This is a genomic window from Edaphobacter aggregans DSM 19364, assembly GCF_000745965.1.
Classification (GTDB): Bacteria; Acidobacteriota; Terriglobia; order Terriglobales; family Acidobacteriaceae; genus Edaphobacter; species Edaphobacter aggregans.
In genome coordinates this window covers 1-1152 of record NZ_JQKI01000349.1, presented here as the reverse complement: position 1 = coordinate 1152, position 1152 = coordinate 1, and the positions used below count along the sequence as shown (strand labels likewise).

Below are 1152 nucleotides of genomic sequence, written 5' to 3'. Positions count from 1 at the left end.
GCTGATTCAGAGAACTACCCCGGAGGCTCCTTGAGAGACGATATGTATTACATCGGACTGGATGTTCACAAGAGGACGATCAGCTATTGCGTGAAAGACGCGGCTGGTCACGTGCATCAGGAAGGGAAGATCGGTTCCACTCGCCGCGAGCTGGACGCCTGGATCAAGACCCTTCCCCAACCCCGGACGATCGCCATGGAAGCGACGATTTTCACCGGGTGGATCTACGATCACCTGCTTCCGCATGCGGAAAAGGTGAAGGTGGCACATCCGCTGATGCTGCGGGCGATCGCCGCGGCGAAGAAGAAGAACGACAAGATCGATGCCGGCAAGATTGCCGACTGCCTGCGCTGCGATTTTCTGCCGGAGTGCCACATGACTTCCACCGCGATCCGGGACCGGCGCCGGACACTGCGTTACCGGAACCTTGTGCTGAAGCAGATGGTGCAGATGAAGAACCGCATTTCGGGGCTGCTGATGGAAACCGGGGTGAGCTATAACAAGCAGCGGCTGCATAAGCTGAGTTACTTCACGGAGCTGATGTCGGGCAACGAAGAGGTTGACGAGAGTATCCGACCGTTGTTGAAGCTGAGCCGGGAGACGATCGTTCGATCGCAGCGGTTGGACTATGCCCTGGTCAGTTCGCTGGAACGAGATCCGCTGCTGGCCGAACGGCTGAAGCGGTTGAGGACGATTCCTGGGGTCGGGCCAATCACTGCACTGACCTGGGCTCTTGAGATCGGCGATGTCTCACGCTTCCAGTCGGTCAAGCAGGCCATCAGCTATTGCGGACTCTGCAGCGCAGAGAGGAGCTCTGCCGACAAGCTAATTCGAATGCCCATCTCCAAGCAGAGGAACAAGCACATTCAGCAGACGCTGGTGGAGGCCGCGAAACTGGCTCCTCGATACAACCATGAGCTGGCACTGGTTTATGAGCGGGAACAAAAGAGGGGAAACAAGAACAGGGCAACGCTCGCCGTAGCCAGGAAGATGGTTGCCTACATGCTCGCCGTCGAGCGCAGAAAACAGGACTTTGTGCCCGCCGAGCAACTTGGAGGCACCGTGGCAGCGTAAAAAACCTGCCTGGGAATACAAAACATCAGGATCATTCGGTGCGCAGGCTGCCAGGTCCCGCAGATGACGGGCTGGGCG

The 1152-nt window shown here is 58.0% G+C and carries 1 protein-coding gene; it reads left to right on the top strand.

The window, feature by feature from the left end:
* Positions 1-1074: IS110 family RNA-guided transposase (locus Q363_RS31735; protein WP_211256474.1), on the top strand; the 1074-nt coding region annotated here is incomplete at its 5' end.
* Between the last annotated feature and the right edge of the window lie 78 nt (positions 1075-1152).